Annotated in this window: 20 protein-coding genes; 10 read left to right on the top strand and 10 right to left on the bottom strand. The window is 64.3% G+C overall.

Annotated features, from left to right (window positions below):
• The first annotated feature begins 202 nt into the window (after positions 1-202).
• The 4 genes from RBJ75_RS16380 to RBJ75_RS16365 all read left to right on the top strand — a co-directional run bounded on the left by RBJ75_RS16380 (position 203) and on the right by RBJ75_RS16365 (position 3,947).
• The gene (locus tag RBJ75_RS16380; protein WP_044417768.1) at positions 203-2,113 is read left to right on the top strand and encodes a propionyl-CoA synthetase; all 1,911 of its coding nucleotides are present in this window, start codon (positions 203-205) and stop codon (positions 2,111-2,113) included.
• Between the two features lie 376 nt (positions 2,114-2,489).
• On the top strand, positions 2,490-2,750 hold the full coding sequence (locus RBJ75_RS16375) for a hypothetical protein (protein WP_044419214.1): 261 nt from the start codon (positions 2,490-2,492) through the stop codon (positions 2,748-2,750).
• Between the two features lie 148 nt (positions 2,751-2,898).
• Entirely contained in the window at positions 2,899-3,591 is a 693-nt protein-coding gene (locus tag RBJ75_RS16370) for an OmpW/AlkL family protein (protein ID WP_044419216.1), read from the top strand.
• A 137-nt stretch (positions 3,592-3,728) separates the two neighbouring features.
• Complete coding sequence (locus RBJ75_RS16365) at positions 3,729-3,947, top strand: alkylphosphonate utilization protein (RefSeq protein WP_044419218.1); 219 nt, start codon at positions 3,729-3,731, stop codon at positions 3,945-3,947.
• A 102-nt stretch (positions 3,948-4,049) separates the two neighbouring features.
• On the opposite strand, the gene RBJ75_RS16360 is transcribed toward RBJ75_RS16365, so the two are convergent.
• Complete coding sequence (locus RBJ75_RS16360) at positions 4,050-4,223, bottom strand: hypothetical protein (protein ID WP_173427378.1); 174 nt, start codon at positions 4,221-4,223, stop codon at positions 4,050-4,052.
• 270 nt (positions 4,224-4,493) lie between these two features.
• Between RBJ75_RS16360 and RBJ75_RS16355 the strand changes: the two genes are divergently transcribed.
• The gene (locus RBJ75_RS16355; RefSeq protein WP_044415201.1) at positions 4,494-5,114 is read left to right on the top strand and encodes a class I SAM-dependent methyltransferase; all 621 of its coding nucleotides are present in this window, start codon (positions 4,494-4,496) and stop codon (positions 5,112-5,114) included.
• A gap of 3 nt (positions 5,115-5,117) precedes the next feature.
• On the opposite strand, the gene RBJ75_RS16350 is transcribed toward RBJ75_RS16355, so the two are convergent.
• Both RBJ75_RS16350 and RBJ75_RS16345 read right to left on the bottom strand, forming a co-directional pair.
• Positions 5,118-8,261 (bottom strand): efflux RND transporter permease subunit, encoded by a 3,144-nt coding sequence (locus RBJ75_RS16350; RefSeq protein ID WP_276156761.1) that lies wholly within the window; start codon positions 8,259-8,261, stop codon positions 5,118-5,120.
• Between the two features lie 2 nt (positions 8,262-8,263).
• Positions 8,264-9,508, bottom strand: coding sequence for an efflux RND transporter periplasmic adaptor subunit (locus RBJ75_RS16345; protein ID WP_044419052.1), 1,245 nt, complete (start codon positions 9,506-9,508; stop codon positions 8,264-8,266).
• A 159-nt stretch (positions 9,509-9,667) separates the two neighbouring features.
• Between RBJ75_RS16345 and RBJ75_RS16340 the strand changes: the two genes are divergently transcribed.
• The 4 genes from RBJ75_RS16340 (at position 9,668) to RBJ75_RS16325 (ending at position 14,895) form a co-directional block, all read left to right on the top strand.
• Positions 9,668-10,312, top strand: coding sequence for a TetR/AcrR family transcriptional regulator (locus RBJ75_RS16340; protein ID WP_276156760.1), 645 nt, complete (start codon positions 9,668-9,670; stop codon positions 10,310-10,312).
• Positions 10,313-10,520: 208 nt separating this feature from the next.
• Positions 10,521-11,870 carry a sulfatase-like hydrolase/transferase gene (locus RBJ75_RS16335; protein ID WP_044416049.1) on the top strand — a complete coding sequence of 450 codons (1,350 nt, stop codon included), beginning with the start codon at positions 10,521-10,523 and terminating at the stop codon, positions 11,868-11,870.
• A gap of 265 nt (positions 11,871-12,135) precedes the next feature.
• The gene (locus RBJ75_RS16330; RefSeq protein ID WP_044416051.1) at positions 12,136-14,298 is read left to right on the top strand and encodes an anthranilate synthase component I; all 2,163 of its coding nucleotides are present in this window, start codon (positions 12,136-12,138) and stop codon (positions 14,296-14,298) included.
• A gap of 57 nt (positions 14,299-14,355) precedes the next feature.
• Entirely contained in the window at positions 14,356-14,895 is a 540-nt protein-coding gene (locus tag RBJ75_RS16325; protein WP_044416053.1) for an adenine phosphoribosyltransferase, read from the top strand.
• A gap of 6 nt (positions 14,896-14,901) precedes the next feature.
• Here the strand turns inward: RBJ75_RS16325 and RBJ75_RS16320 are convergent, their stop codons facing one another.
• The 3 genes from RBJ75_RS16320 to RBJ75_RS16310 are packed head-to-tail and all read right to left on the bottom strand — an operon-like array spanning position 14,902 to position 18,385.
• Entirely contained in the window at positions 14,902-16,182 is a 1,281-nt protein-coding gene (locus tag RBJ75_RS16320; RefSeq protein ID WP_080901183.1) for an HlyD family secretion protein, read from the bottom strand.
• A 17-nt stretch (positions 16,183-16,199) separates the two neighbouring features.
• Complete coding sequence (locus tag RBJ75_RS16315) at positions 16,200-16,403, bottom strand: DUF1656 domain-containing protein (RefSeq protein ID WP_044416055.1); 204 nt, start codon at positions 16,401-16,403, stop codon at positions 16,200-16,202.
• Entirely contained in the window at positions 16,400-18,385 is a 1,986-nt protein-coding gene (locus RBJ75_RS16310) for an FUSC family protein (protein ID WP_152647835.1), read from the bottom strand. Before RBJ75_RS16310 ends, RBJ75_RS16315 begins: the two co-directional genes overlap by 4 nt.
• Before the next feature lie 145 nt (positions 18,386-18,530).
• Between RBJ75_RS16310 and RBJ75_RS16305 the strand changes: the two genes are divergently transcribed.
• The gene (locus RBJ75_RS16305; protein ID WP_052629021.1) at positions 18,531-19,193 is read left to right on the top strand and encodes a TetR/AcrR family transcriptional regulator; all 663 of its coding nucleotides are present in this window, start codon (positions 18,531-18,533) and stop codon (positions 19,191-19,193) included.
• A 532-nt stretch (positions 19,194-19,725) separates the two neighbouring features.
• Here the strand turns inward: RBJ75_RS16305 and RBJ75_RS16300 are convergent.
• From RBJ75_RS16300 to RBJ75_RS16285, 4 genes are all read right to left on the bottom strand, one after another.
• Positions 19,726-20,394 (bottom strand): hypothetical protein, encoded by a 669-nt coding sequence (locus RBJ75_RS16300; RefSeq protein WP_044419090.1) that lies wholly within the window; start codon positions 20,392-20,394, stop codon positions 19,726-19,728.
• A 56-nt stretch (positions 20,395-20,450) separates the two neighbouring features.
• On the bottom strand, positions 20,451-21,224 hold the full coding sequence (locus RBJ75_RS16295; protein WP_044419092.1) for a hypothetical protein: 774 nt from the start codon (positions 21,222-21,224) through the stop codon (positions 20,451-20,453).
• Between the two features lie 350 nt (positions 21,225-21,574).
• On the bottom strand, positions 21,575-22,711 hold the full coding sequence (locus RBJ75_RS16290; RefSeq protein WP_044419047.1) for a M48 family metallopeptidase: 1,137 nt from the start codon (positions 22,709-22,711) through the stop codon (positions 21,575-21,577).
• A 205-nt stretch (positions 22,712-22,916) separates the two neighbouring features.
• Complete coding sequence (locus RBJ75_RS16285; RefSeq protein WP_044407117.1) at positions 22,917-23,474, bottom strand: LemA family protein; 558 nt, start codon at positions 23,472-23,474, stop codon at positions 22,917-22,919.
• Positions 23,475-23,548 lie beyond the last annotated feature (74 nt).

Raw genomic sequence — 23,548 nt, 5'->3', positions numbered from 1 at the left:
GGGCGTCGCGGCCGCGGCCATTGACCGGTCCGGAGGGCAGGGCGTTTTCGCCCTGAAAATACCCGAGCCCGCTACCACAATGCGCCCGGCCGCGGCCCCGGCTCGCGATTTTCCTTGATTAGGAACAAAGGCGGGGTTGTCATGGCCCGTTAAAAGCGGGACATGGCGGCAAACCGCCAGCAAGATTTGGGAGCGCGACGCCATGAATATCCATGACAAGAGCCGCTATTACGAGGTTCATGCCCGTTCGCTGGCCGACCCCGAAGGGTTCTGGGGCGAGGCGGCGCGCGAGATCGACTGGATCAAGCCGGCCGACAAGGTGTTCGATGCCTCGCTCGGCCTCTACGGCCGCTGGTTCGCCGGCGCCCTGGTCAATACCTGCTACAACGCGCTCGACCGCCACGTCGCCGGTGGCCGCGCCGATCAGCTGGCGCTGATCCACGATTCGCCGCTGACCAATTCGATCACCAAATACACCTATGCGCAGATGCTGCACGAGGTCGCGACCTTCGCGGCGGTGATGCAGGATTTCGGCGTCGTCAAGGGCGACCGCGTCCTTCTCTATATGCCGATGGTGCCGGAAGCGATGGTAGCGATGCTGGCCTGCGCGCGGATCGGCGCGGTGCATTCGGTGGTGTTCGGCGGCTTCGCGGCGAAAGAACTGGCGACAAGGATCGACGACGCCAAGCCGAAGCTGATCGTCTCAGCGAGCTGCGGCATCGAGCCCGGCCGCATCGTACAGTACAAGCCGCTGCTCGACGAGGCGATCCGTCTGTCGAGCGCCCAGCCCGGCGCCTGCATCGTCCTGAAGCGTCCGCAGCAGGATTGCGAGCTCACCGCCGGTCGCGACCATGACTGGACCACGCTGCGCGGCGCCGCGATCGCCGCCGGCAAGAAGGCTGATTGTGTCGCGGTCGCAGCCACCGACCCGCTGTATATTCTCTACACCTCCGGCACCACCGGCAAGCCGAAGGGCGTGGTCCGCGACAATGGCGGCCATCTGGTGGCGCTGAAATGGTCGATGTTCAATCTGTACGGCGTCAAGCCCGGCGAGGTCTGGTGGTGCGCCTCCGACATCGGCTGGGTGGTTGGCCACAGCTACATCATCTACGGCCCGCTGATCCATGGCGCGACCTCGATCATGTATGAGGGCAAGCCGATCGGCACGCCCGACGCCGGCGCGTTCTGGCGGGTGATCGCCGAGCACGGCGCGGTCGCGTTGTTCACCGCGCCGACCGCGTTCCGCGCCATCCGCAAGGAAGACCCGGACGGCAGTTTCATCCGCAAATACGATTTGTCGAAGCTGCGCACCTTGTTCCTGGCCGGCGAGCGCGCCGATCCGCCGACGGTGGAATGGGCCGAACAGCAGCTCAAAGTGCCGGTGATCGACCATTGGTGGCAGACCGAGACCGGCTGGTGCATCGCCGGCAATCCGGTCGGGCTCGGCGTGTTGCCGGTCAAGCATGGCTCGCCGACGGTGCCGATGCCGGGCTACGACATCCGCGTGGTCGACGAGGGCGCCAAGCCGGTGCCGGCCGGCACCATGGGCTCGATCGTGATCAAGCTGCCGCTGCCGCCCGGCAATCTGCCGACGCTGTGGGAGCAGGACGAGCGCTGCAAGGAGAGCTATTTCGTCGACTATCCGGGCTACTACAAGACCTCGGACGCCGGCTATATCGACGATGACGGCTACGTCTTCGTGATGGGCCGCACCGACGACATCATCAATGTCGCCGGCCACCGGCTCTCGACCGGCGGCATGGAAGAGATTCTGGCCTCGCATCCGGATGTCGCCGAATGCGCCGTGCTCGGCATCAACGATCCGATCAAGGGCGAGGTGCCCTGCGGCTTGATCGTGCTGAAAACCGGCGTCACCCGCGATCCCGCCGAGATCGAAAAGGAGATCGTCAAGCTGGTGCGCGACAAGCTCGGCCCGGTGGCGGCGTTCAAGCTGGCGATCACCGTGCCGCGGCTGCCGAAAACCCGCTCGGGAAAAATCCTCCGCGGCACCATCAAGAAAATCGCCGATGGCGACGAATGGGCGATGCCCGCCACCATCGAGGATCCCAAGGTGCTGGACGAAATCACCGACGCCCTGAAGGGGCATGGCTGAGGGGGGCAGAGTCAAAGCCTCACAGGCTGACTGAAAAGAAGCCTGTAAAAGCTGGTTTGATTTCGTCATTGCGAGCCGGGGACGGCGCATCGCGCCGTCCGAGCGCGAAGCAATCCAGGAGCGCCAAGCAAGGACTGGAATGCTTCGTCGCAACAGCTCCTCGCAATGACGGCCTTGAAGGCCTCGTTTTGTTGATCGCTTTTTCAGTCAGGCTCTCAGGTCCGAGCTTCTCAGCTCCAAGTGTTGCAAAGTCGAGACTTACAAACTCCGTAATCCGGGCTAAACAGTCGCGGTTTGCTGGGCCGCTCCGATCGGGAGCGGTCGGCGCGCCGCGCTGCCGATTCGCTTCGTTCTGATAAGCCAGGCCAAGGATACGATGTCGCTGACCCCCAAAGTTCTGATCATCCTGACCGCCGCTTTGGCGCTGTCGGCCTGCGCCTCGCGCTACGACCTTCCGGCCTCGGCCGAGCTCGGCGACGACGATGCGTTCTGCCGCGCCAACAATGTCGCGGTGGGATCGTCGCAATATGTCGCCTGCCGCAAGGATCGCGATGTCCAGCGCAGCAATGCCCTGACCCGCGCCAACCGGGCCCAGCGCAATCTCGGCGAATTCATGCTCAACCATCCGCCGCAATAGTCGCGGCGGCATCTGTGTCAAATCTGCAACAGGGCGATGCGATCGGCGCCGGTTCCGTGTCGATTTGATCGAGATCAATCTTTGGTGACCCCATCCGGCTTCTCTGCCGGCCACGCCGAGCTCGTTCGGCTGACGATTGGGGTCTCATATGAAAGCAACACTAACATCCGTGGCTGCCTCGCTTCTGGTGGCGACCGGCCTAGCTGGTTTCGTCGCCACCGCGCAGGCCGCCGACATGGCCGCGGCGCCCTATTTCAAGGCGCAGCCGCCCGAAGTCTGGAATCCCTGGATGATCCGCCTGCGCGCGCTTGGCGTCGTGACCCGCAATTCCGGTGTTGTCGATCAGGTGCCGGGTTCGGACCTGAAGACCTCCGACACCGTGGTCCCCGAGCTCGACATCTCCTATTTCTTCACCCGCAACATCGCGGCTGAACTGATTCTCGGCGTCACCAAGCATTCCGTCTCCGGCGCCGGCACGCTGGCCGGCATCGATGTCGGCAAGGCCTGGCTGCTGCCGCCGACCCTGACCCTGCAATATCACTTCACCCAGTTCGGCGCGTTCAAGCCCTATGTCGGCGCCGGCGTGAACTACACCTTCTTCTTCAGCCAGTCCGCCGCCGGCGGCACGGTAATCGACAGTCACCTCAAGGACGCCGCGGCGCCGGTGGTGCAGGTCGGCTTCGACTATATGGTCACCAAGAACTGGGGCTGGAACGTCGACGTCAAGAAGCTGTGGCTGCGTCCGGAATGGAACGGCACCCTGGCCAACGGCACCCCGATCAGCGGCAAGGTCAATCTCGACCCCTGGTTGATCGCCACCGGCATCACCTACAAGTTCTAAGCGTTGCGGATCGGCGGGGCGGAGCAATCCGCCCCGCTTTGCCGTCGTGCCGGCGTCGCCGCATTGCCTTGGCGCGCCGTTTCGGCTTTGGTGCCGCCGATCATTTCATTCAAGGCGCACGACGCCCGGGGCACATCATGGATATCAAGGTCAAGGATTCCAACGGCGCGCTGCTCGCCGATGGCGACACCGTCACGCTGATCAAGGATTTGAAGCTGAAGGGCTCGTCCACCGTGCTCAAGCGCGGCACCATGATCCGCGGCATCCGCCTCACCGACGATCCCGCCGAAATCGAAGGCCGCACCGACAAGGTCAAGGGCCTGGTGCTGCGCACCGAATTCCTGAAGAAGGCGTAAGCTGTCCTCATGATGACGTGAGGTTCCCTCATGGTGAGGAGGCGCGCAGCGCCGTCTCGAACCATGAGGCCACGGTGTCAGTCGGGTGCGCTTCAGGCCGCTCTAATGCAACGACCGTCCGGCGATGCAGGCCTGGTCGCAGGCCTTGGCCTGCAGCCGCTCGACCTCGAATTCCAACTGTGCATTGACCAGCATCAGCGCGCGTAGCGCGCCTTGCAGATTGCCGTCGCAGGCCGCGACGATTTCCTCGATTTGCCTATCCAACTCGCTACCCATGGCCCATCCCCGGTTGCCATTGTACCAATCCGATCTCCGCCCGGGATTGCGGCGGAATTTCCGCGCGATTCTGGCGCCAATGAGGAGACCGAATCGCCCGCGACTTGTCCCCGTTGTCCACAGCCCGCCGGCGGTCACGGGCTGCGGTGACATCATCACAGACGCCGCCGCCGGTCGGGGGCTACGCAGCATGACGCCTGCCGCGCGGCGGCAATCCGGGGCCGGGCCCAGTTCGAACCGATCTCTAATCGTCAATCTGGAGAGCCCGCGATGGTCCAGGCCCGACACGTCCGCTTCTGGGACCGCATCGCCGAGCGCTATGCCGCGCGGCCGATCAAGGACGAGGCGGCCTATGAGGCGATGCTGGCCGACGCCGCCGGCCGGCTGCGCGCCTCCGATCGGGTGCTGGAGCTTGGCTGCGGCACTGGCGGGACCGCGATCCGGCTCGCGCCCTGCGTGGCGGAGTGGATCGCGACCGACTTCTCCGCCGAGATGTTGCGCATCGCCCGCGCCAAGCCGGCGCCGGACAATCTCAGCTTCGTCCTCGCCGATGCCAAGACCGCATTCGACGGCGGTCCATTCGACGCCATCGCCGCGTTCCAGCTGCTGCATCTGGTCGACGACCTGCCCGCGACGCTGGCCCGCATCCACGCAAATCTGCGGCCCGGCGGCGTGCTGATCACCAAGACCTGGTGCTTCGCCGAGATGAGGCTGGCGCTGCGCGCCCTGTTCGCCGTGCTGCGCGGCCTCGGCCTGTTTCCGCCGGTCAACGCGCTGACGCGACCGGCGCTGCGCCAGGCCATGATCGACGCCGGCTTCGTCATCGAGGACGAGCGCGTGTTCGGTAGCAATCCCCACGGTCCCTACATCGTGGCGCGAAAACCGGCGTAAATGTCACGTCGGCCCCGTCGTCGGATCGACAAGCGGCGTTTCGGTCGGCACCGTCTTGCCCTTGAACAGGCGGCGCACCAGCACGAACAGCAGCGGCACGAAGAAGATGCCGAGCGCGGTGGCGGCGATCATGCCGCCCATCACCCCGATGCCGATCGAGTTCTGCGCGCCCGAACCGGCGCCTGACGCGATCGCCAGCGGCGTCACCCCGAGAATGAACGCGAACGACGTCATCAGGATCGGCCGCAACCGCTGCCGCGCCGCGTCCAGCGTCGCCTCGACCAGGGGCGAGCCGGCCGCCTGCCGCTCCAGGGCGAATTCGATGATCAGAATGGCGTTCTTGGCCGCCAACCCGATCGTGGTCAGCAATCCGACCTTGAAATAGACGTCGTTGGTCTGCCCGAACAGCAGCGCCGCCAGCAACGCGCCGAAGATGCCGATCGGCACCGCCAGCATCACGCCGAGCGGAATCGACCAGCTCTCATAGAGCGCCGCCAGGCATAGAAACACCACCACCACCGAGATCGCATAGAGCGAGCTGGCCTGGTTGCTCGACAACCGTTCCTGCGCCGACAGCCCGGTCCATTCATGTCCGAAGCCGGCGGGCAATTGCTTCACCAGCGCATCGATCTCGTCCATCGCGGTGCCGGAACTGACCCCGGCGGCGGCCTCGCCCTGGATCTCGACCGCCGACGAGCCGTTGTAGCGCTCCAGCCGCGGCGAGCCGAAGCTCCAGTGGCCGGACGCAAAGGCCGAGAACGGGACCATTGCGTTGGACGAATTGCGCACATACCAGCGCCCTAGATCGTCGGGCTGCATCCGGAAATCCTTGTCGGACTGCAGATAGACTTTCTTGACCCGGCCGCGGTCGATGAAGTCGTTGACATAGGCGCTGCCCCAGGCGGTCGACAGCGTATTGTTGATATCGGACAGGCTTACGCCGAGCGCGCTGGCCTTTTCCTGGTCGATGGTGATGGAATATTGCGGCTCGTCTTCCTGGCCGTTGGGACGGGTGTTGGCGAGCTGTTTGCTCTGCGCCGCCTTCGCCAGCAAAACGTTGCGGGCCTCGACCAGTCTGTCATGGCCGGCGCCGTTGATGTCCTGCAGATAGAAGTCGAAGCCGTTGGAAGTGCCCATGCCTTGGATCGCCGGTGGCGCCAGCGCGAAAATCCGGCCGTCCTTGAACTTGGAGAAAGCCACCATGGCGCGGCCGGCGATGGCCTGCGCCGACACTGCGGCGGCCTTGCGCTGCGCAAACGGCTTCAGCCGGATGAAGGCGATGCCGATATTCTGGCCCTGTCCGGAAAAGCCGAAGCCCGCGGTGGTGAATACGCTTTCGACGGCGTCTTTTTCCTGCTTGGTGTAATAGTCGCGAACCTTGTCGAGCACCCGCAGCGTGCGATCCTGGGTGGCGCCGACCGGCAGCTGGACGCTGGTGATCAGGATGCCCTGATCCTCCTGCGGCAGAAACGAATTCGGCAGCCGCGCGAAGATCACGCCCATTCCGACCGTGATCGCCAGGAAAACCAGGCCGAACCGCAGCGATCGGGCGATCACGCCCTGCGCGCCGCGGCGATAGGCCTGCGCGCCGCGATCGAAGCTGCGGTTGAACCAGCCGAACAGCCCCTTGCCGGTCGCGTGCGCCTGCGGCGGGCGCAGGATGGTGGCGCACAGAGCCGGCGTCAGGATCAAGGCGACGATCACCGACAAGATCATCGCCGACACGATGGTAACCGAGAATTGCCGGTAGATCACGCCGACCGAGCCGCCGAAAAACGCCATCGGGACGAACACCGCCGACAGCACCGTGGCGATGCCGATCAGCGCGCCGGTGATCTCGTCCATCGACTTGCGCGTCGCCTCCTTGGGCGACAGCCCTTCCTCCTGCATCACCCGCTCGACATTCTCGACCACCACGATGGCGTCGTCGACCAGCAGGCCGATCGCCAGCACCATCGCGAACATGGTGAGCGTATTGATCGAGTAGCCGAATATCGACAGGACGCCGACGGTGCCGAGCAACACCACCGGCACCGCGATGGTCGGGATGATGGTGGCGCGGATGTTCTGCAGGAACACCAACATCACCACGAACACCAGCGCGATCGCCTCGATCAGCGTCTTCACCACCTCTTCGATCGACAGCCGCACGAACGGCGTGGTGTCGTAGGGATAGACCACGGTGACGCCCTGCGGGAAGGTCTGGGACAACCGGGCAATGGTGGCCTGGACATTCTCCGCGGTGCTGATGGCGTTGGCCCCGGTCGCCAGATTGACCGCGAGACCGGCCGCCGGCATGCCGTTATAGGTCGCGCTCGTGGTGTAGCTTTCGGCGCCGAGTTCGACGGTGGCGACGTCATTGAGCCGCACCAGCGAGCCGTCGGTGGCGCTCTTCAGGATGATGTTGCGGAACTGATCGGCGGTCTGCAGTCGGCTGCGGGCGTTGACGGTGGCGTTGAGCTGCTGGCCCTTGCGGGCCGGCAGGCCGCCGAGCTGGCCGGCCGAAACCTGGGTGTTCTGCGCCTCGATCGCGCTGCTGACGTCGCTCGGCATCAGCGCGTATTTGGCCAGCTTGTCCGGATCGAGCCAGATCCGCATCGCGTAGCCGGCGCCGAACAATTGGGTGTCGCCGACGCCGTCGATCCGCTTCAGCGTGTCGTTCAGCGAGCTGTTGACGTAGTCCGCCAGATCGGTCGAGGACAGCTTGCCGTCGGTGGAGACGAAGCCGATCACCATCAGGAAGCCGGTGGAGGATTTGGTCACCGACAGCCCGGTGTTCTGCACGATCTGCGGCAGCAGCGCGGTGACGAGTTGCAGCTTGTTCTGCACCTGCATCTGCGCGACGTCGGGATTGGCGGCGCTGGTGAAGGTCAGCGTGATCTGCGCCTGTCCGGTCGATGTCGAGGTCGAGGTAATGTAATCGAGATTATCGATCCCGGTCATGCCCTGTTCGATGACCTTGGTCACCGAGTTCTCCACGGTCTGGGCGTCGGCGCCGGGATAGGATGCGCTGATCCGCACCGTGGTCGGCGCGATCTGTGGATATTTCGCCACCGGCAGGCTACGCAGCGCCAGCAGACCGCCGAGCATGATGGTGATGGCGATCACCCAGGCGAAGACCGGCCGGTCGATGAAAAATCGCGACATCGTCAGTGCCCGGCCGCGGCGGCGGTCGACCCGTCATCGCGCTGGGCGAATCGGACGGGTGTCGATGGCGACAACGCGCCCTGCTTGCGGGCCCGCACCTCGCCGGTGTTCTCGTCGATGCTGACTTCGACAGCGGTGACGTCCTGGCCGGGGCGCACCAATTGGGTGCCTTCGACGATGACGCGGTCGCCGTCCTTGACGCCGGCACTGGCGAGCCAGTTGTTGCCGACATTCCTGCCGACCGTCAGCACCCGCTGCTCCACCTTGCCCTCCGGGGTGACGATCAGCGCGGTGGCTTCGCCCTTGGTGTTGCGGGTGACGCCGCGTTGCGGCACCACGAAGCTGTTCTCGGCGATGCCTTCCTCGATGATCGCCCGCACATACATGCCGGGCAGCAGCAGGCGATCCGGATTGGGGAACTCGGCGCGCAAGGCGAAGGTGCCGGTTGTCTCGCTGACGTTGGACTCGACGAAGGCGAACTTCCCGGTATGCGAATAGACCGTTCCGTTATCGAGCTTCAGTTTGATACTGACGTCCGGACCGCTGAATTTGATCCGGCCCTCTTTGACCGCCTGCCGCCAGTTCAGCAGATTGGTGCTGGATTCGGTGACGTCGACATTGATCGGATCGAGCTTGCGGATCGTGGTCAGCGCGGTGGTCTGACCCGCCGTCACCAGCGCCCCGGGAGTGAGCGACGATTTATCGATCCGGCCGTCGATCGGCGCCACGATCTTGGTGTATTCCAGATTGATGCGGGCGGTCTCGACGCTGGCCTTGGCGGAGGCGACGTCAGCCTTGGCCTGCGCCAGCGTCGCCACCGCGTCGTCAAAGTCCTGCTTGCTCACCGCGTTCTGCTTGACCAGGCCCTGATAGCGCTCGACCTTTGCGGCCGCGCTCGGCACCGTTGCTTCCGCCTTCTGCTGCGCCGCTACCGCGCTGTCATAGGCCGCCTGATAGCTCGCCGGATCGATCTGATACAGCGCCGCGCCCGCCGCCACCTCGCTGCCTTCCTTGAACAGCCGCGCCTGGATGATGCCGTTGACCTGCGGCCGCACCTCCGCGGTCAACGACGCCGTCGTGCGCCCCGCGAGCTCGGTCGTGATCGCAACCGATTGCGGATGCAGGGTCACCACGCTGACTTCCGGCCGCGGCGGGTTGCCCTGCTGCGCGGTTTGATCCTGACCGCCGCAACCGTTCAGCAACAGAGCCAGCAGCGCGCCTGACGTGGCGCCGAGGCATTTTCGCAAGCGAAGGGGGAGCGAGCACGGCGAGGTCGATCGGGGCACGGCTTACACTCATATTTACAGTACGGAACGGTACCGTTATTATCGATAGGCTGCGAATGCAATCGCGGCAACTCGGGCCAACATTAAATTTCTGAAAGCCACTAAACCACAAGGATCGCCATGACCTCCCCGGATGCGCCGGCCAAGCAGCGCCAGCGCGGGCGTCCGAAATTGATACCGGACGACGCCCAACGCCGGATGATTGCCGATTGCGCGCGGGAGCTGTTCCTGGAACGCGGCTACGGTCGAACCACCACCGAGGAGGTCGCGGCCCGCTGCCGCATCTCCAAGCACACGTTGTATCGGCTGTTTCCCGGCAAGCCGGCGCTGTTCGCCGCCATCGTCGACGTCCACCGCCACAGCATGCTGGCATTGCCGGGCGATTATGACGGCCTGCCGCTGGATCGGGCGTTGGAGAGGATCTTCCAGATCGACATCGATCCGGAAGCCGACCGGCAGCGCGTGGCGCTGCTGCGGCTGGTGCTGCTGGAGGCGCATCAGTCGCCCGAACTGGGCGACATCGTGCGCCGCCACGGCGCCGACAAGTCCAGGGCGGAACTGGCCGACTGGCTGGCGGCGAGGGCCAAGACCGAGGCGATGGTGATCGACCATTTCGACAGCGCGGCCCGAATCCTGATGGACATGATTTTCGGCGCGGTCGCGTTCAAGACCGCCGATCACCTCAATTGGCCCGGCGACGACGATCGCAACGCCCATATCCGGCGCTGCATCGCGATCTTTCTTTGCGGCGTCCGACCGCGATGACTGCCGCCCGACGGTAAATCCGATATACGCCGCCGGCAGCGTCGGCTTGCCCCGGCCGCATGTCGCGGCATAAGTCAGCCGGATCCGACCGTGCCCGGCACCATCCTACCAATAGCTGTCGGTGGCCGGGCCGCCTTGCTCTCTTAAATTTCCCTTAAGGGTTTCACCTGAATCTGTCGGCAGTGCCGACAGAGGAGGATGGTCGGGGATGACGCAATCGTCGATCGCAACCGTGCCGATGCCGCGCGTCGGATCGCCAACGATCTCGCTGCTGCTCGCGGGCCTGCTGCTGCCCAACCTGTCGTCGATCGCAACGACGCTGTCGCTGATCGACCTCGGGCTGCCGCCGCGTACTGCGGCGATCCTGCTCTACGGCGTGGTGGCGCTGATCGCCCGGCGGTCCGCGCCGGCGCTGACCTGCGTGCTGTTTCTCGCCGTGCTTGCCTTCGATCTGATCTGGACCATCGCGCTGATGTTCGGGCTGGCGCCGAGCGAATTGCTGACCGCCCTGGAATTCGCCCAGCGCATCAACATCCTTTCTTCGCCGCTATATGTCGCGCTGCTGGCCTCGGTGGTGCTGACCTCGGTGTTGAGCCTGCGACTGCTGATGCAGCGCGAAACCATGGCGCGCGGCAATCCCTATGTGTTCTTCGGCGCGATGCTGGCACTGGCCGCGGCCGACGCCGCGGTCAATACGTCGAGTTATTTCGACTACAACGCCCTGTTCGGGGGCGGCCGGACGATGCAGTCGGCGGTGACCGAATCCGGCTTTGGGGCCGTTGCGGGTCGCAATCACCGCAACGTCGTCGTGGTGATGGTCGAGAGCCTTGGCTACCTCGTCGATCAAGACGGCCGCGAGGCGATCGCCGCGCCACTGCGCGCCCCGCGCATCGCCGCGCGCTACGACGTCACCTCGGGACGCACCGGCTATTACGGTTCGACCACCGCCGGCGAGATGCGCGAATTATGCGGCACGCGGCTGCCCTATACGGATGTCGCCGCCAACGCCACCTTGTCCTGCCTGCCGGCGGAACTGCGCGCGCGCGGCTATTCTACGCTGGCATTTCACGGCTTCTCGTCCGGGATGTTCGGGCGCAAACAATGGTATCCGAAAATCGGGTTTTCCGAATCCTATTTCGCCAAGGATCTGTTGCCGGCAAGCGCGCGGCTGTGTGGCGGCACGTTTCGCGGCGCTTGCGACGCGGATTTGACGCCACGCATCGTCAAGCGCGCAGCCCGCCGGGCTGGGCCGCGCCTGATCTATTGGTTGACGCTCAACACCCATTTTCCGGTCGCGCCGGGAGATGCCCGGACCGATCTGGGCTGTGGCGGCGAAGACAGCCCGTTCGCCACCCCGGCAGTGTGTCAGATGGCGGAGCTGTGGCATGACCTGTTCACCGCCGTTGCCGATCTGGCGCTCGATCCAGCGGTGGCGCCCGCCGAAATCCTGATCGTCGGCGATCATGCGCCGCCGCTATGGTCGAAGCGCAGCCGCGACGAATTCGCGCCGGGCCAGGTCGCCTGGTACAGATTGACGCCGCGCGCCACGGCGAACTAGCCGGTATGGCCGATCGATCGCGCGGCGCGGCAGGTGCGGCAACGCCTCCGCCTTTAGTCCCCTGCCGCCGCCCTTGACATCGCCCGCTGCCAGTGATGGGTTACGTCGATGCGCACCCCGTCCCGCCAGATCCGTCTGTGGTGGCCCACCTTCTAAAGGTGGCCAGTGCGATTTCCATTGTTAATCGTCCCGAGGCCGCCACGCATGGCGGCCTTTCCTATGTCCTGTGTGGCGTTCCTCCGGCAAGTTGAGTTAAGAGGATGCCATGAACAGGACCGTTTTCTCGCTGCCGCCGCTGAGCGACTATCGCACTCAGGCTGGCCTGCAGATCTCGCGCGCGGTGCAAAGCCTGACCGGCGGCGACGCGCTGGACAATCTGATCGATTTGCTGGACCGCCGCCGCGGCGTGGTGCTGTCGTCCGGCACCACGGTGCCGGGGCGCTATGAGAGCTTCGACCTCGGCTTTGCCGATCCACCCTTGGTGCTGGAAACCAACGGCACAGCGTTTTCGCTGCAAGCGCTGAACCCGCGCGGCAATGTGCTGATCGCCTTTCTGGGCGAGACCCTGAACGAGCCCTGCGCGGTGATTGATTCCAGGACCGCGGCGCGGATCGAGGGCCATATCGTCCGCGGCGACGCCCCGGTCGACGAGGACCAGCGCACCAGGCGGGCCAGCGCGATGTCGCTGGTGCGGGCTCTGATTGCCGCCTTCGCGTCGCCGGCCGATCCGGTGCTCGGCCTGTTCGGGGCTTTTGCCTATGATCTGGTGTTCCAGATCGAGGATCTGGTGCAGAAGCGCGCCCGCGAGCCCGACCAGCGCGACATCGTGCTCTACGTCCCGGACCATCTGCTGGCCTATGACCGCGCCACCGGCCGCGGCGTCCAGATCGCCTATGAGTTTTCCTGGAACGGCGTCTCTACCGCCGGCCTGTCCAACGTCACCGCCGACAGCATCTACACCAGCACCGGGCGCCAGGGTTTTGCCGATCATGCGCCGGGCGAATATCCCGCCGTGGTCGAGAAGGCCCGCGCTGCCTTCGCGCGCGGCGATCTGTTCGAGGCGGTGCCGGGCCAATTGTTCGGCGAGCCCTGTGACCGCACCCCGGCCGAAGTGTTCAAGCGGCTGTGCCGGATCAATCCGTCGCCCTATGGCGGGCTGGTCAATCTCGGCGAGGGCGAATTCCTCGTCTCGGCCTCGCCCGAAATGTTCGTGCGCTCCGACGGCCGCCGCATCGAGACCTGCCCGATCTCCGGCACCATCGCGCGCGGCGTCGACGCCATCGGCGACGCCGAGCAGATCCAGAAGCTGCTGAATTCGGAAAAGGACGAATTCGAGCTCAATATGTGCACCGACGTCGACCGCAACGACAAGGCGCGGGTCTGCGTGCCGGGCACGATCAAGGTGCTGGCGCGGCGCCAGATCGAGACCTATTCGAAGCTGTTCCACACGGTGGATCACGTCGAGGGCATGTTGCGGCCGGGTTTTGATGCGCTCGATGCCTTCCTGACCCATGCCTGGGCGGTGACGGTGACCGGCGCGCCGAAATTATGGGCGATGCAATTCGTCGAGGACAATGAGCGATCGAGCCGGCGCTGGTACGCCGGCGCCTTTGGCGTGGTCAATTTCGACGGCAGCATCAATACCGGGCTCACCATCCGCACCATCCGGATGAAGGACGGCCTCGCCGAGGTCCGGGTCGGCGCCACCTGCCTGTTCGATTCCGATCCCGAGGCCGAAGACAAGGAATGCCAGGTCAAGGCCGCGGCGCTGTTCCAGGCGCTGCGCGGCGATCCGCCGAAGCGGCTCAGCGCAGTGGCGCCGGACGCCACCGGCTCCGGCAAGAGCGTGCTGCTGATCGACCATGACGACAGCTTCGTCCACATGCTGGCGGACTACTTCCGCCAGGTCGGCGCCAGCGTCAGCGTGGTCCGCCACATCCATGCGCTGACCATGCTCAAGGATAACGATTACGACCTGCTGGTGCTGTCGCCCGGTCCGGGCCGGCCGGCGGATTTCAACATCAAGGACACGATCGACGCCGCTTTGGCCAAGGACATGCCGATCTTCGGGGTGTGCCTCGGGGTCCAGGCGATCGGCGAATATTTCGGCGGCACGCTCGGGCAATTGGCGCAGCCGGCCCATGGCCGGCCGTCGAAGGTCGCGGTCCGCGGCGGCGCGCTGATGCGCGGATTGCCGGACGAGATCGTGATCGGCCGCTATCATTCGCTGTTCGTCGAAGCCGACAGCATGCCGGAGGCGCTGCGGGTGACGGCGGCGACCGCCGACGGCGTGGCGATGGCGATCGAACACAAGTCCCTGCCGGTCGGCGGCGTGCAGTTTCACCCCGAATCGCTGATGTCGCTGGGTGGCGAGGTCGGCCTGCGGATCGTCGAAAATGCCTTCCGGCTCGGCCTTCCGACCAATTGACAGCCGCAACAGAATGGTCGTTTTGAAATGACAGCCGCGATTTTGAAAGACAGCAGAATGACGATCGAACACGAGCTGAAGGATTCCGTCCGCACGATTCCCGATTATCCGAAGCCAGGGGTGATGTTCCGCGACATCACCACGCTGCTCGGCGACGCCCGCTCGTTCCGCCGCGCCATCGACGAATTGGTGCAGCCCTGGGCCGGGTCCAAGATCGACAAGGTCGCCGGCATCGAGGCGCGCGGCTTCATCATTGGCGGCGCGATCGCCCATCAGGTCTCGTCGGGCTTCGTGCCGATCCGCAAGAAGGGCAAGCTGCCGCATACTTGCGTCAGCATGTCCTATGCGCTGGAATACGGTACCGACATCATCGAGATGCATGTCGATGCGATCACCCCGGGCGAACGCGTGATCCTGGTCGACGATCTGATCGCCACCGGCGGCACCGCCGAGGGCGCCATCAAGCTGCTGCGCCAGATCGGCGCCGAGATCGTCGCTGCCTGCTTCATCATCGACCTGCCGGACCTCGGCGGCGCCGACAAGATCCGCGCCATGGGCGTGCCGGTGCGCACCCTGATGTCGTTCGAAGGGCATTGACTATTTCTACAGCCTTGATCGGGGAGCGGACGTCATGCCTGGCGTTAGACCGGGAAATAGCTGATCGGAATCCTGCGGTCGGGCGGGGACCGAACCCTCGATCGAAGCATTCGGGGGGGCCCTGAGCTGCGTCTTCGACATCGCGCTCGATATGCAGCCCGCCCGCGGCATATGCCCGCCGAAGACTTCGTAGAGACGATGCGAGAGGCTGAAGAGCGAAGCTTCCTTGATGTCCTTGTCGTCGGTGGATCGCACGGTGACGGTCGCCGTCATCCCGGCGATCAGGGGAATCTCTGGGGGAAGCTCGGTAATCTTGATCCTGACCGGAACACGCTGCGCAAGCCTTACCCAGGTGTAGACCGGGTCGACTCCGGGAAGGCCTTGCGTGCCCGGTGTCGCATTGGTCGTGCTGATTCCGCGCGTGACCGTATCGATGCGTCCGATGATGGGATTGTGGTAGCCCATCAGGCGAGCCTCCACCCGGTCGCCGATGCATATCCGGGACATTTTGGTTTCTTCGAAATAGCCATCGATCCAGTAGCTGTCCGAGTCGATGATCGAGAGTTGGGGCTTGCCCGCCGTCGCGTAGTCGCCGACGCGTAGCAGCAGGTTGGTGACGTAACCGTTGACGGGGCTTTTCACTTCGGTGCGTTGAAGGTTCACGCCCGCCTGGGCGACCTGTACCTGTGCGGCCTCGAACGATGCCTGCGCCTGCTCCGCATTACCCACGTAGATCTGCTTGTTCTCCACGGATGCGGCAAGATCGGAAAGCGATTGCCGACGTTCCGCCTGGACTTTCTTGACCTGAAGGTCTGCGGCTCTGATCTTCTCCTGCGCCTTAGCGGCATTGAGCGCCGCTTTGTAGTCGAAGGGGTCGATCACGTAGAGGACGTCGCCTTTCCTGACGAATTGATTGTCGACGACTCGCACCTCGATGATCTGACCGGAAACTTGTGGAGCGATGCTGGCGACCTGAACTCGGATGCGGCCGTTGCGAGTCCATGGCGACGTCACGTAGTAGTTCCAAATCAGGAGCGCGGCGACGATGGCGACTCCGAAGACCGCCAGCGTTGCCGCCAACTGCGCCGCTCGCCTGATTTTGCCGGATCCGGCCGGGTCGGCCTCGGTGTCGATGTCCAGAACAGCATCGTTTTTGTAGGACGCTGCGGCCGGGGGCGGAGAGGCATCGCCCCCGGCTGGCTGCTCTGCCTCGCGCGCGGCGCCTTCGTTACGCTGTTCGTCGTCGCGGCGGGGCGATGCGGATTTTGGTGAAGGCCGATCGATCATGGGATGTTTCCAGGCTCTCAGAAGAACGCGATCAGGGATGCGAGAATGATGATGAAAAGACTGCATTCCGCGACGGGCGGATGGCTGAATACGAGTTCGAAGCCTGCCCGGCGTGCGAGCGGCCTGATCAGCAGAAACACGATCAGCGCGACCACAAGGTAGGACACGAAGGGTGCGATCATCACGTCGTCGATGACGAGTTCCTGGAAGGTGCGAGTCATGACAGCGCATCCCTCAGCTTCGCGGTTTCTCCGGGGCTGCGTTCGATGAGACCCGCCAGCCAGACAAGAGCGAGGCCCAATCTGAGAGCGCCGGAGCGATCGCGACTTCGATCGTCCGGACGTCCGCGTATGAAATGATCTCCGGCCAGGCGCAGCGCGGTTGCGTCGAGGCGACCGATCGCGCGTCGCACATCAATAGGGAGTTCGTAATGAGGGCTTTGCCCGATCTGCGCGATCAGTGCTCTGCACCGTCTGGCCGCATAGGATAGGTCCGCAAGACGGCACAGTTTGCCCATGTCGGCTTCCCGTCTGGCGGGGTCCGGCAATTTGAGCCGGCCGAACTGCGCTATCCGGCTAGCGTCCCTAAAGGACATCTCTGGGGAGTTGTCGGACTTTCCGCGGCCGGCGAAGGCATCTCGGCAATCTGTTTCCGCAGACTCCAGGAGCCAGCACCGACGATGACGATCGGTCGTCGGAAGCAGCAGCGAAAGCGCGGGCAGCAGAATGAAAAATCCGCCGAGGGTCAGCATGGTGTTCACCAGAAATCCCAGGGCGCTATAGTCCTCAGGATTTTGGGGATTCATCAGGCCCGGCGAGAGGGCGAGGGTCAGAAAGCCCAACAGGAAGGCCGACGGCTTGGGGATCGTCAACAACAGCGCACCGGCCATCACCAATGGCGCCATACTGATAGCCAGAAGGGGAAATGCGTCGGCCCCGCTGAGAAGTACGAACTTCGTGATGCCAACGAGCACGGCGGCAAGGACAGCCATGATACAGGCGCCCTTCACGAAGCCCAGGGGATCAGGCGTGCTGCTGGACATGGCCGCCAATGCGGTCGCCGGGATCAGCACTGCGGAAACCGCGGGCCAGTTCGTCAAGGATAGCAATGCTCCGACAACGAGAACGACGCAAAAGACTCTCAAGGCGTCGCGAAGGGCCGACGCTCGGCAGCGGAAGATCGGCAGGTCCGAAGGTTCCTTCCGCCCCCGGCCGCTCCGAACGTCGCTGATCGTCAGTGCGCCTTGCCGCTCACACTCCAGCAGGAGCGTGACGCCGCTGGCTGCAAGCAGATGGCCCGTGGGACTGTCGGGCGCACGCTCGACCGATCTCAGCTTGTTGCGCAGTTCCGTTGCCGCCTGGTGGTCGCTACCCTTCATCGAGGCGACGAGTTTCTCCCGCTGCTCGGCTCCGATGTTGCCGAGATCATCGATGGCTACCGCCACCGCGCGAGCCATGTTCGTTTGCTGAACCAGTGCGGAGATAGCGGAAGCAGCAGCAGCTGCCCGACGCCCGCCTGAGAGTCCTTCGGCGGCGACCGCGTCGATGTCGGTTCGGATGGCTGTCACGGTTTGAAGAAGGTTGCCCACGTCCGAGGCTGTCGTCGTCCCCTTTGTGATGGTGGTCGCGGCGAATTCCGTTACCTGCATGCGCGCGCGCGCCAGTTTCTCGCCAACCAGCGTCGACAGAGCCGGCGCGGCCAGGATGTCGTTGATCACCGTCACGACGACGATCGCGACGAAGATGGCCGCGCCGCGGTTCATGCCGGCCATGAACACCTTTTCGGGAGCGTCGATCTGTGCGATGGCGACGATCGCAACCGTGTAACCGCTGAGAACCGCTCCGTAGGCCCGGTTTCCTTCGAAGTGACTGGCGATATAGGTGCAGATGCCGAGCCAAATCGCGTAGGACAGGAACATCAGTTCCCTGATCTCGTTGAACGCACCCGTGATCGCAATCGACACGATCACCCCCACGGCCGTTCCGAACAGCCGCCAGAACGCCTTCTCCAGTGCATGCCCTCGGGTCGGCAAGGCGAGAATTCCGACGCAGGTCGCGGCGGACGCGGCGCCCTCTAGCTGCAGCCAGAATGCGATGTAGAGAGAGATCATCATTGCTGCCCAGATGCGCAGGGCGAATCCCCAGTCACGCAACGCAAATCCTGCGATACGGAACGGCTTGGCAGGCGACATCGTGACGGGCATCGAGGGGAACTCCTGCGTGAAGGGCGCGCGCACGCTCGCCGGACACTTGAGGTCGCTGATAAATCGTATATGATACGATGTCGTATCTTTTCAAGGGTAGTTTTGACGGCGCGGCCGATGCCCGCCAAATAGCCGGGGCAGGACGATGCAGAACAAAGACCAGAAAGCGCCGCCACGCCGTGGGCGACCACCCAAGGGAACTGAGGACGAGTCGCTCGAGCGCATTCTCGACGCGGCGGCGGCCTCGTTCCTCGAGGCCGGCTATGCGGCCACGAGCGTCGACGGTGTCACCGCGGCGGCCGGAGTTTCGAAAACGACGTTCTACGGTCGTTTCGAGAGCAAGGCCGCGTTGTTCGCGGAGGTCGCTCGGCGGTGGATCGGACGGGGGGCGGAAATTCCGGAGCTCGGTGAGGCGGATGACAGCGCAGCCGTTCGGGATCGCCTGCACGCGATTGCCCTCTCTATGCTCGGCACGGCACTGAAGCCGGAGGTCATCGCATTCGATCGGATCATCTCAGCCGAGACGGTGAGGTTTCCCGAACTTGCGCGCATCCATAAGGGGTTCAGGACGGTACACGGCGCGCGGGCGATCGAGGATTGTTTGCGAGCGGGCGTTGAACGCGGCGAACTTGCGCTCGACGACATCGGGTTCGCGGCCGATTTCTTTCTCACTGTGGCAATCCGAGGACCGTTGCGAAAGGCTGTCCTCTCGGTCGAGAACGCCGGGCTTTCCCCAAAGCACCGCCGGGACCTCCAGAAGACGATTGAGTTGTTTCTCAACGGTGCCCGAAAGCGCGAAGCAACGTAACGGCGTCGGAACCCGCAGAATGTGAGCGCAGGCTCGCCAATCGGCAATTCGGAAAGGACCTTGCCGGATCAGAGCAGGCCGAGGACTGCTCCTGGCTTTCAAGATCCGCGGCATGGGCGTCCTGGCGCGCCCCCTGATGTCGTTCGGCGGCCACTGAGCGGATTGCGTCCCGGGCGCGACGCCACAAGACCGAGGCGGTCCGTGTCCCGGGCGCGATGCGGCACCTCGTGCCGCTTCGCAGAACCGGCCCCAGCTTGGCGGCATTCCCGCAATTCCCGGGGCCCCGGATCAGCACCACGCCGCTACGCGGCGCGTTGCGCCGCATCCGGGGCACGGCTGCCGTTCAATAACCTTATCCTGAGAGTCTGACCGAAAAAGAAGCCATCGAAAGCAAGCTTGATTTCGTCATTGCGAGCCGAGGACGGCGCATCGCGCCGTCCGACAGCGAAGCAATCCAGGGACATCAAGCACGGCCTGGATTGCTTCGTCGCAAGTGCTCCTCGCAATGACGACGTTGAAGGCCTGTGGCCCCTCACGCCCGCTGCTGCACCAGGTCGAGATCGAGATCGCGGAAGTTGGAATAGTTTTTCCGGATCCATTGATGCAGCTCGGTCGAGGGATCCTGCTCGCTACGCAGATAGCCGGTGAAGGAAAACGACAGCCGGTCGATATAGGTTTTCAAAAACGACGGCAGCGCGCGGATCTTCAGCACCCGGCCGCGTGAAAACGCCTCGGGCAATTCGCCGCGCAGCACCTGTTCATTGTCGATGGTCACCAGCGCCCGCGGCGGGATCTGCGCCTGCAGCATCTCGTAGCTGCGCGCCGAGGCGCGGTCGGTGTCGGCGACGAACAGCACGATCGGCGCGACCTGACGCCGCGCGGCCTCCTTCAGGAAGCCGATTTCCTCGGTCATCCGGAAAAACTCGTCAAAGGCGTGGAAGCCGAGGTCGATCACCTTGGCGACGTTGTCGTGGACGATCAGCCGGTCCATCAGCGCCATCTTGCCGAAGGTGTCGTCGATCTCGGCGGTCTCGGTGAGACGCGGCAGGTAATCAAGTAGCGACGGCTCTTTCAGATTGACGTCGAACGCCAGCACGTCGCCACGCTGCAGCAGCAGAAACTCGGTCAGAAGCCGCGCGATCAGGGTCTTGCCGACGATCGGGCGCGGCGAGCAGATGATGTAGACCGGCGTGCGGGGCATGGCGTTTTATCCGGCCAAAGCAGCGTCCGATCCAGCCAAATCATCAGCGCGTCGACTTATTTCTCGCCGCCGCCATTCGGCGGGCCGACCCGGCCGGCGGATTTGTCCTTGCCGACGATGTCGGTCAATTTGATGCGGTCGAATTCGCTCCAGACATTGGCCAGCCAGTGCCGGACATAGCCGCGCAGCACGAAGGAATAATTCGCGGCCTCGTCATTGACGCCCTTGTTGGCGACGAATTTCAGGAACGGCACCTTGGAGACCTCGACCTGCTCATAGGCCATCTCGTTGAGCTTCGGGATGGTCAGTTCGGTGGCGTCCTTGATGCGGTGGAAATAGGAATTGTAGGTTTCCTGGTCCCATTCGAAGAAGCTGGTGTTGTTGATGAAGTTCTTCACCAGGAAGTATTTCGCGCCCTGCATGAAGCCTGCGGTCTCGGCGATCTCGTCCAGCGAGGCGATCGAGGGGCCCAGTATATGGAACACCGCGAAGGTGATCTGGCCGTTCTTGGCGGCGTCGAGAAAGCCGATGTCGCGCAGATTGGCCAGCGCGTTGGACATCAGGCCGGCGCGGACGTCGATCACCGTCACCGAGGGCACGTCGTTGTTGAGCGTGTCGAAGATCTTCATCTGGTCCGCGGTCGTCGTCATGTCGACGATCTCGGTGATGTCCGGATGAAACCGCTTCAAGGTGCCGCGCGGCGATTCGGTATCGAAGGCGCGGGTCTTGACGTTGTTGGCGCTGAAATAGTCGAGCAGGGTTCGCGACACCGTGGTCTTGCCCACGCCGCCCTTGTCGGCACCCACTACGATCACTGCTGGTTTCGCCATGAGATTCCTTTATGGGCCAAATTGATCCGCGCCGGCGCGAATGAGACTCACGCGGCCGAAATGCCCCGACTGCTTTGCGCGCGAACATGGCAGAATCGAGCGAGATTTCAATCGCCGAGGCCGCGCGACGGCGGAATCTCAACAAAATCGTTGGAATTTGGCGCTGTGGGGAATCGGCGTGGCTACCATTGCGCCGCCGCGACCGCTGTTCTCCCTCCCCCTTGCGGGGAGGGCGGATGGCCGCAGGCCAGCCGGGTGGGGGGTAAGCCGCTTGCACTGAGCCCGTGGCTTCCTCCCACCCGACCCGGCTTCGCCGGGCCACCCTCCCCACAAGGGGGAGGGATGTGGCCTCACACCCGCCGCCCCCAGGGGCCGCGCAGGAATCCCTTGCGGGCTGGGGGATCGCTCCACGGGCCGGGATGGGGATCACCATCCTGGCCAGGATCGCCGTCCGGCCCGGCATCTTGGTCCGATGGCAGCGCCAGCGGGCCGGGGTCGTGGCCGCCGGCGAATTTGACCAGCGCCGCCACCCGGGAGTCGACCGACGGATGGGTGGCGAACAGGTCGACAAAGCCCTCGCGCGGATTGTCGAGGCACATTTCCATCACCGCCGAGGTGGCGCCCGGCAGTTCGCCGCGGTTTTCGATCTTGCGCAGCGCCGAGATCATGGCGTCGGGATTCTTGGTCAGTTCCACCGATCCGGCATCGGCCAGGAATTCGCGGGCGCGCGACAGCGCCAGCCGCACCAGCTGCGACAGCGCCCAGGCCACGGCCACCAGCACCACCGCCAGCACGATGGCCAGGATGGCGCCGCCACCGCCGCCTTTGCGGTCGTTGCTGGAGGATGAGGACGAGCGATTGCCGCCGCCGCCAAAGCTGAAGCGCGAATAAAACAACATCCGGAACATCAGCTCTCCGGCGAAGCCGACCACGCCGGCGATGATCACCGCGATCACCATCATCTGCACGTCGCCATTGCGGATATGGGTCAATTCATGGCCCAGCACCGCCTCGATTTCCTGATCGTCCAGCGCGGCCAGCAGGCCGGAGGTGACCGTGATGGCGTATTGCTTCTGATTCAACCCGGTGGCGAAGGCGTTCAGCGCCGCATTGTCCATCACTTTCAGCTTCGGCATGGGAATGCCGCGCGAGATGCACAGGTTTTCCAAGAGATTATACAGCCGCGGCTGCTGCTGCCGGGTGACGTCGCGGCCGCCGGTGATGGCGTCGATCATGTTCTGGTGGAAGAAATAGGCGATCACGATCCACAGCGCCGCGCCGATGGTGGCGACGGGGGACGCCCGCAGCAGATCGTAACCCGCGGCCTGCAGATAATATTGCAGCGGCGCGCCGCGATCGGCCATTACCTCGCCGACCAGCGCGCCAGCATAGACCAGCACATAGATCAGCAGAAACAACCCGCCAAGCAGCAGCACCGAACGAAATCTGTTCGAGGCGATGTGGGTATAGAGACCATAGGCGGCCATGGGCATCTGATCCGTTCAACGTCGCGCCCTGCGCTTTCTTCTCCCTCCCCCTTGTGGGGAGGGTGGATCGCCGAAGGCGAGCCGGGTGGGGGAAGCCACAGGCGCAGTGCTCGCCGCTCCCCCACCCCGGCCTCCGCTTCCGCCGATGCTGCGCATCGTCGTCGTTCGGCCGACCCTCCCCGCAAGGGGGAGGGAGGCTATCCGCTCAGAACTTCACCTGCGGCACCTGCTCGACCTGGCTGCGGGTCTCGCCGAGATCGAAGAAATCCTTGTGGGTGAAGCCGAGCGCGCCGGCGAACAGCGCCGCCGGCATCTGCTGGATGCCGGTATTGTACTCCTGGACGGCGTTGTTGAAGAAGCGGCGGCTGGCGGCGATCTTGTTCTCGATGTCGGAGAGTTCGGCTTGCAGCTGCTGGAAATTGGCATTGGCCTTGAGGTCCGGATAGGCCTCGCTCAGCGCGATCAGCCGGCCGAGCGCGCCGGAGAGCTGGTTTTCGGCGGCGGCGATCTGGCTCGGCCCCTGCGCCGACAGCGCGGCATTGCGCGCCTTGACGACGTCGTCGAGCGTGCCGCGCTCATGCGCGGCGTAGCCCTTCACGGTCTCGACCAGATTGGGAATCAGATCGTGGCGCTGCTTGAGCTGCACGTCGATATCGGCGAAGGCCTGGCCGACGCGCTGGCGTAGCGCCACCAGCCGGTTGTAGGTCGCCAGCGCGAACAGCACCAGCACGACGATGATACCGAGAATAATCCAGCCGGTCATGGGGACTCCTGAAAGGGCGGGTGAGAGGCTGCGCGACGACCCTTGCTGCCGCCGGCCAAGGCCGGCCATGGCGG

This window comes from Rhodopseudomonas sp. BAL398, from assembly GCF_033001325.1.
Lineage (GTDB): Bacteria > Pseudomonadota > Alphaproteobacteria > Rhizobiales > Xanthobacteraceae > JARJEH01.
The sequence above is the reverse complement of the archived record's forward strand: the minus strand, read 5'-3'. Positions and strand labels throughout refer to the sequence as shown.